Consider the following 7,214-nt stretch of genomic DNA (forward strand, 5'->3'; position numbering starts at 1 on the left):
TATCGGGGAACAGCCACCCGCTTCCATGCTGCGACTGCTTTGGGGCGACTCGCTCCCGCGATTACCCCATGTGGATGCCCACCCGATGGAGCCGCTTCCACCAGCGCCCGAGCAGCCGCTGGCTTGCATCGTTCGAGGTGAACGCCAGGAGAAAGATAATCGCATAGGCGGTCCCCGTCAGGATCCAGACGGGCACGGGCCGCCCTTCGCCCGACAGCAGCATATAGTAGGTGAGCGCGGCCAAATGGATGCCGTGCGCAAGCGCGAAGGCGATGCCCCATTGCCGGCGGCGCCTGACGACGGCCTGCATCAACGGCGAGGGAAAGAGGCGGGCGGTCGCCGGGGCACAGTAGACGACCAGGAAGACAAGGAAGCTCGCGCGCGCCGTCCATCGCGCTGCGAGCCTGGCTTGCTCCAGGGCATCTATACCTACCGTGACTCCAAGTGCGATAGCCGCGACACCGGCGGCCGACGCAATGAGCAGCGGCGTGGCCTTGTGGATATGCGGCGAAGGCGCGGCAATCATGGGTTGGCTCCTGCTTGTGTGGACAGGAGGGCAATGTCAGACCCAGCGGAGGCGCGCTTAACTGGCGCCTCACATTTTGCTCACCAAAACCTTGTTTTTTGGGCCACTCGGGCAGAATTGGAGTGGCAGGCCCCGAATTCCCGAGGGCATGCGCCCGAGGAACGTGATTTGCGGTACCTCTTTGAACAGAACGTCCTCGACACGGAACTGCGTGAGTTGCGTCGCGGCGAGACGGCGCTGACCGTCGCGCCGCAAGTGTTCGACCTGCTCGAATATTTGATCCGCAATCGCGACCGGGTCGTCAGCAAGGACGACCTCATCGCGGCAATTTGGGACGGCCGCATCGTCTCGGACGCGGCACTGACCACGCGGATGAACGTGGCCCGCACAGCCATCGGCGACAATGGCGAGGAGCAGCGCCTGATCAAGACGCTGCCACGGCGCGGTTTTCGTTTTATCGGGAGCGTCTCGGAGGACGAGGGCGACGCGGTCACGGACGGCTTCGTCGAGCGGCCCCCGCTGGAGCTTCCGGACCGGCCCTCGATCGCCATTCTTCCCTTCGCTATTTTCAGCCCGGATCCGTCCCAGGACTATTTCGCTGACGGCGTCGTCGAAGACATCACCACCGCGCTCTCGCGCTTCAGCGAACTTTTCGTAATCGCCCGCAATTCGAGCTTCCAGTACAAAGGCCAGGCCGTTGATGTCCGCCAGGTCGGACGCGAGCTCGGGGTGCGCTACGTTCTCGAGGGCAGCATCCGCCGGGCCGGTCCCCGGCTGCGGATCACCGTTCAGCTCATCGACGCGGCGACAACCGCTCACGTCTGGGCGGAAAATTATGACCGGGCGATCGAAGACATGTTCGCCATCCAGGACGAGCTCGTGGGCGCCATCGCCGCGATCCTCGCCGCGCAGGTCCGCAAAGCCGAAGCCGTGCGCGCGCGCGGCCGCCCGCCCGGAAACTGGAAGGCGCACGATCATTATTATCTGGCGGTTGAGGCCTTCGCCGCGGCACTCTCGACCTTCGACGTCAGGCACATCGACGAGACCCGGAAACATCTTGAGCAGGCGCTCGCCCTGGATCCGCTTTTCGCTCGCGCCTAGGTGCTCTTGTCCAAGACCTGCACCACGGTTTGGGCCAGCAAGCTGGACGACGATCATCTCAACCCTGCCGCGCTGGATAAGGCCGAACTTCATGCCCGCAAGGCCGTGGAGCTCGATCCGAATTTGCCCGAGGCGCACGCCATGCGGGGCTTCGTGCTCATGTGGCGCGGAAAGTTCGATCCGGCGATCGCCGCGTTCGACCGTGCTATCGCGCTCAATCCGAACTACGTAGATTGGCGTTTTGGTTGGGCGCTGGTGCTTGCTGGCGAACCGCGGCGGGCAATCGATCTCCTGAAGGCTTATATGCGGCTCGATCCGTTTCACGGACCCTTGCCCTTGTTCTTCATCGGAGTCGGGCATTTCATGCTTAAGGATTATGAGCAGGCAGTGGCGATCCTGACCGACTATGTCTCTCACGCCCCGACGCCCATCCAGTACGGCTATGTATGCCTTGCTGCGGCGCACGCCCAATTGGACGAGCCGGACAAAGCCAAGGCGGCCGCCGCGGAAGCGATGCGGATGAATCCCAACTTTACCATCTCGGGCACGGCAAGGCCCTTGGCCGTATTCAAGAACGCAGAGGACGATGCCCACTTTTTCGGCGCATTGCGCAAAGCGGGCCTGCCTGAGTAGCAGGCTGGATAGTTTCTCGATGCGAGTCAGATCGAGGCAATATTGGCTTGTTGAAGAAGCAGCGCCCGGTTTGTTACTTCAATGCGTCCATAGGATAGTGAGATTGCCCCCGTCGCCACGAGCGCGCCGAGGTGCCGGTTCAGCGTCTGCCGCGACACGCCGAGCATCACGGCCAAATCCTCCTGACGGACACGCAGGGCGTCAACACGCTCGTCCGTCCGGGTCAGCAGCAGCCTGGCCAGGCGCATACGGGGCGGCGTTGCCACGATCTGAGTGATGAACTCGAGCGCCATCCGCTCGCGCTGGCACACCAACCGGCCGAGATCGTGGTAGAGGCCGGGCAGCGTCGCCGCGAGTCGGCTGAATGCCGCCATCGGCACATGAAGCAGCCGGGCCGAACCGAACGCGAGAGCATCGTGAGGACGCACATCTTCGTCGATCGTCGACAACTCTCCGAACCAGTTCCCCGGCCGCAGCGTGAGCGCGAGGAACTCAGTCGCCGGTGTCGGATACCCCTTGAGCCGCACCTCGCCCTCCAGCACCGCCCATAGGCCGTTGGGGAGATCGCCATAGCCATATACGCATGCGCCATCGGCGAAACGGCGCGTGCGGCCCTGCTCCAGCAGCCGATCACGACGACCCGGCGGCAAGCGGGAAAACCACGGATCAGCATCGAGAATAGCGCGGTCGGCGAGGTTCATACCCGATGCTCGCCAATCGACCAACTTTGTCAAGATTGCGACATTCTTTGCCGCCAAATCGTGGCATCAGGATCGTTAAGAGCAACGATTTGAGAGGACGGAACATGGCAACCGCATTCAAGACTTCGAGCTTGCACGACAGCGTATCGGCGGAGGAATGGGCGCTACGCGTCGACCTTGCGGCGGCCTACCGGCTGGTTGCGCTCTACGGCTGGGACGACCTGATCTTCACTCACCTCTCCGCGCGCGTGCCCGGGCCCGAGCACCATTTCCTCATCAATCCGCTGGACATGATGTTCGAGGAGATCACGGCCTCGTCGCTGGTGAAGATCGATGGCGACGGCAACAAGGTGATCGACACGCCCTCGCCGGTCAACCGTGCCGGGTTCGTGATCCATTCGGCGATCCATGGTGCGCGTGAGGATGCGGCAGCGGTGCTCCACCTGCACACGCCGCATGGACAGGCGGTGTCAGCTGCGCGGCCATGTAATGGCCAATTATTTCAGTGATCCGGCGTTCCGCGCGATGCTCGCGGCGCCCCCCGAGGAGGACGTGCCCGCCGCGGTCCGGCAGTGGGCCGCGACCTTCGGCAAGGTGCTGACCTGGGACGACATGGGCTGGCTGCGGTCGATGACGAAACTGCCGCTGGTGCTGAAGGGCATCTGCCACCCCGACGACGCGCGCCGCCCGATCGATAGCGGCGCGGACGCGATATACTGCTCCAATCACGGCGGGCGGCAGGCGAACGGCGGCATCGCCGCGATCGACCACCTGCCCGGAATCGTCGCGGCGGCGGGCGAGGTGCCGGTGCTGTTCGATTCGGGCATCCGCTCGGGCAGCGATTTGGCGAAGGCGCTGGCGCTCGGCGCGCGGGCGGTAGGCATCGGGCGCCCCTATGTTTATGGACTGGCGCTCGGCGGAGCGGAAGGGGCGGCACATGTATTGCACTCGATCCTGGCGGAAACGGACCTGATGATGGCGGTGAACGGCTGGCCGACGCTCGCAGACCTGCGGGCGACGGGTGCGGAGCGCGTCTCGTGACCGCGCCGATGCCGAAGGTGCTGGCCTTCGACGTGTTCGGCACCGTTGTGGACTGGCGCAGCGGAGTCACGCGGGAGTCTGCGACGTTCCTAGCGCGGATCGGGCGCGCCGACATCGACCCCGCCGCCTTCGCCGACGCATGGCGGATGCGCTATATCGGGGTGATGACCGCCTTCGCCGCGTCGGGCCGCGACTTCGTCACGCTCGACGTCCTTCACCGCGAGATGCTGGAGGAGGCGCTGCGGGGCGTGGGCGTCGATCCGGCGACGCTGGACGAGGAGCTGCTCGCCGACTGGAACCGCGCCTGGCACCGACTGGACCCATGGCCGGACGCGGTGCCGGGGCTTACCCGCCTCAAGACGCGTTTCCCCGTCGTCACGCTCACCAACGGTAACATAGCGCTGATGCTGGCAATGGCGCGGCGTGCTGGATTGCCGTGGGACGCGTTGCTCGGCGCCGAGGTGACGCGCACCTACAAGCCGTCCCCCCGCGCTTATCTCGGCACCGCCGAGGTGCTCGGGATCGCGCCAGACGAGCTCTGCCTCGTCGCGTCCCACCACAGCGACCTCGCCGCCGCGCGCGCCTGCGGCCTCTCCACGGCCTATGTCGACCGCCCGCACGAATATGGCGGACGCCGCGCCCCCGACGTGGATGCTGCTCAGGACTGGGATTGGGTGGCCGGCAACATTACCGGGCTGGCAGGCCTGTTTGGTTGCTGAAATCGAATGGGGCAGGAACCGGCAGTCGGAGAGGCTGGCGACCGCGTCGGCACCAAATCGGGCGCTCCGACGATCGAATTGCGCAATCCGGCTACCACCAGAATCCGCATTCCGCCCCTGAGGCCGTCATCCCTGGTTCGGCCGCCCGAAGCTGTCCGTCCGAAACCGGTCGATTGTCCCCATGGTGCCCAACACATACGGGTTGGGTATCGCGCCGAAATGACCAGATTCCGCCACTTTTCAGGAATGGCGCACCCAGCATGAATATGATGGGCACTCAACTCATTGGGAAATTTCCATAGCGCTCGTCAAGTGATGTCCGCTTTGCGCCCTTAGCAGTCGTCCGCCAGCGCAAGCGATCGAACCAAAAGAGGCCGTCCGTTCAGCCCCGCTCTAATGTCCGCTACCGAGTCAAATGTGACCTTAGCGCCTTTGCCAGATCATTGATCCTGACAGGCGGAGAGAGGAAGGCCATCACTCGGTGTTGCCGGTCGTTTGGCTTTCCTCGGTCGGGTATTTAGCCAGGGATGCGGAGGTCTGGCGGGCCGCTTCATCGATGACGTCGGCCACCTCGCGGGGATGCGTGATGAACCCGGCGTGGCTTCCCGGGACCTCGACGATCTTGGCGCCGATGCGCCGGGCCATGCCGTGCAACATGCCCTCTCCAAAGGCCCGGTCTTGCTTGAAGATAACCGCCCAGGTCTTGTGCGACTGCCAGGCCGAGTTCGTCAGCTTGGTCTCGAACGAGGACATACGGATCGGTAGCTGGGAGTCGCGAAGAAACGCGGCGTCGGCGTCCTTCAAATCAGCTGCAAAACCCGACCTAAACTTGTCCGCTCGTACGAACCCGAAACCGTCCTTTCCAACATCGAGTGCGAACTCCGAGGCCGCCGGATAGCCCTTGTATTGTTCGGCAGTCGTTTCTCCTGCCGCGGGGGCTAATGCGGACACGTAAACAAGGCCAGCCACACTCGGATGACTGCCGGCTTCGGTGATGATCGTACCGCCCCAGCTGTGGCCGACGAGAATGGCAGGGCCGTCTTGCCGAGCGAGAATACGGTTCGTGGCGGCGACGTCGTCTTCAAGTGATGTTAGTGGATTCTGGACGATGCTCACGTGGTATCCTCGCGCCGTCAGCCGGTCATAGACCCCGCGCCAGCCAGATCCGTCCACGAACGCGCCGTGAACTAGCACCACATTACGGACCTTCTGTGCGGAATCGATTCTCGCTGGGAGCTGAGCAATTGCGCCAGTCCCGAAGAACGCGGCTCCCGCGGCAATTACCAATTGATACAGCTTCATCGGCTATTCCTTTCATTGTGTAATGCGCTGAGTTTCGATTCTGATCAGGCAGCCTGCGAGCGTCGCATCGGATGCGTCGGGTGCGCCGGTTCCGTCGCGGCCCTGAGATTATCTCGCGGCTCTCATAGCGCCTGTTGAGCGACACATTTCCGCGACTTCTCCGCATTCGAGATGACGTCGAAAGCAGTTGAGAGAGTGATCGTTGACAATGCCCACCGCCTGCATCCACGCGTAGGTTATCGTCGGCCCCACGAACTTGAAGCCGCGCTGCTTCAGTTCCTTGGAGATCGCTTCTGAAAGAGGCGTGCTCGCAAGACGGCTTTTGCCGTCGCCACGGATCGGCACGCCGTCCACGAAGGACCAGCAAAACGTCGAGAAATCTTCTCCACGATTCTGCATCTCGCGATAAATTTGCGCTCCTTTGATTGTGGCTTCGATCTTGGCTTGTGCGCGCACAATGCCCGGGTGCGCCATCAACCGTTCGACGTCTCGCGCACCGAACGCTGCAATCTTTGCCGGGTCGAAATCCGCGAAAGCGGCACGGAACGCATCCCGTTTGCGCAGTATGATGATCCACGAAAGTCCTGCCTGGAAGCCCTCCAGCATGAGCATCTCCCACAACATCCGTGGGTCGCGCTGTGGCACGCCCCATTCGTTATCATGATAGTCTCGCATATGCGGGTCGTTTTCCGCCCAGCTGCAGCGCTCGACTGGGGTATCGGGCATGTCAGGTCTCCTCCAAGCGCTAATCGAGAAGCGGGCTCGCGTCCGACGGCGAAAGCGGCGCTAATCAGTCGACCGATAGATGGACGGCTTCCACGTTGCAGCCGTCCGGATCGACGACGAAGGCCGCGTAATAGCCGGGATGATACTGAGACCGAATGCCCGGAGGCCCGTTGTCCGTTCCGCCTGCCGCCAGCGCAGCACGATAGAATGCATCGACGGACTCACGATCAGGCGCAGTCAGCGCGATATGCAAGTAGCCGTTGATCGGCTTTCCTTTACCGAGGAAGAGAAATGAGCTGCTGCCGGTTTCGTGGACACCAAGATAAGGTGTCTTTGGAATCGGAGGGCATGAATGCAACGAAGGAAGTTCAGTCGGGAGTTCAAGGTTGAGGCGGTAAAGCTGGTTCGCGAGCGGGGCGTATCGATGGCGCAGGCCGCGCGCGATCTGGATCTGCACATCAACGT

General features: G+C 63.0%; 9 protein-coding genes and 1 pseudogene. 6 read left to right on the forward strand and 4 right to left on the reverse strand.

Annotation, left to right across the window (positions count from 1 at the left end; translation table 11 throughout):
* Positions 1-61 precede the first annotated feature (61 nt).
* Positions 62-526: a hypothetical protein gene (locus AC3WJD_RS21235; RefSeq protein ID WP_492748753.1), complete on the reverse strand. Its 465-nt coding sequence runs from the start codon at positions 524-526 to the stop codon at positions 62-64.
* 168 nt (positions 527-694) lie between these two features.
* On the opposite strand from AC3WJD_RS21235, the gene AC3WJD_RS21240 reads away from it, so the two are divergent.
* Both AC3WJD_RS21240 and AC3WJD_RS21245 read left to right on the forward strand, forming a co-directional pair.
* Positions 695-1,627 (forward strand): winged helix-turn-helix domain-containing protein, encoded by a 933-nt coding sequence (locus AC3WJD_RS21240; protein ID WP_492748754.1) that lies wholly within the window; start codon positions 695-697, stop codon positions 1,625-1,627.
* Positions 1,628-1,633: 6 nt separating this feature from the next.
* Entirely contained in the window at positions 1,634-2,260 is a 627-nt protein-coding gene (locus AC3WJD_RS21245; RefSeq protein ID WP_492748755.1) for a tetratricopeptide repeat protein, read from the forward strand.
* A gap of 26 nt (positions 2,261-2,286) precedes the next feature.
* On the opposite strand, the gene AC3WJD_RS21250 is transcribed toward AC3WJD_RS21245, so the two are convergent.
* The gene (locus AC3WJD_RS21250; protein ID WP_492748756.1) at positions 2,287-2,961 is read right to left on the reverse strand and encodes a Crp/Fnr family transcriptional regulator; all 675 of its coding nucleotides are present in this window, start codon (positions 2,959-2,961) and stop codon (positions 2,287-2,289) included.
* A 104-nt stretch (positions 2,962-3,065) separates the two neighbouring features.
* On the opposite strand from AC3WJD_RS21250, the pseudogene AC3WJD_RS21255 reads away from it, so the two are divergent.
* From AC3WJD_RS21255 to AC3WJD_RS21265, 3 genes and pseudogenes are all read left to right on the forward strand, one after another.
* Positions 3,066-3,437: pseudogene (locus AC3WJD_RS21255) on the forward strand (class II aldolase/adducin family protein); the annotation flags it as partial.
* Positions 3,438-3,450: 13 nt separating this feature from the next.
* Entirely contained in the window at positions 3,451-4,002 is a 552-nt protein-coding gene (locus AC3WJD_RS21260) for an alpha-hydroxy-acid oxidizing protein (protein WP_492748757.1), read from the forward strand.
* Entirely contained in the window at positions 3,999-4,721 is a 723-nt protein-coding gene (locus tag AC3WJD_RS21265) for a haloacid dehalogenase type II (protein WP_492748758.1), read from the forward strand. The genes AC3WJD_RS21260 and AC3WJD_RS21265 overlap by 4 nt, the downstream gene beginning before the upstream one ends.
* A gap of 474 nt (positions 4,722-5,195) precedes the next feature.
* Here the strand turns inward: AC3WJD_RS21265 and AC3WJD_RS21270 are convergent, their stop codons facing one another.
* Together AC3WJD_RS21270 and AC3WJD_RS21275 are read right to left on the reverse strand one after the other, a co-directional pair.
* Positions 5,196-6,023, reverse strand: coding sequence for an alpha/beta fold hydrolase (locus AC3WJD_RS21270; RefSeq protein ID WP_492748759.1), 828 nt, complete (start codon positions 6,021-6,023; stop codon positions 5,196-5,198).
* A gap of 108 nt (positions 6,024-6,131) precedes the next feature.
* Positions 6,132-6,749 carry a DNA-3-methyladenine glycosylase I gene (locus AC3WJD_RS21275; protein ID WP_492748760.1) on the reverse strand — a complete coding sequence of 206 codons (618 nt, stop codon included), beginning with the start codon at positions 6,747-6,749 and terminating at the stop codon, positions 6,132-6,134.
* A gap of 352 nt (positions 6,750-7,101) precedes the next feature.
* Between AC3WJD_RS21275 and AC3WJD_RS21280 the strand changes: the two genes are divergently transcribed.
* The coding region (locus AC3WJD_RS21280; protein ID WP_492748761.1) for a transposase at positions 7,102-7,214 on the forward strand (113 nt) is incomplete at its 3' end.

Source organism: Sphingobium sp. FW306-1B-F04DB (assembly GCF_058781925.1).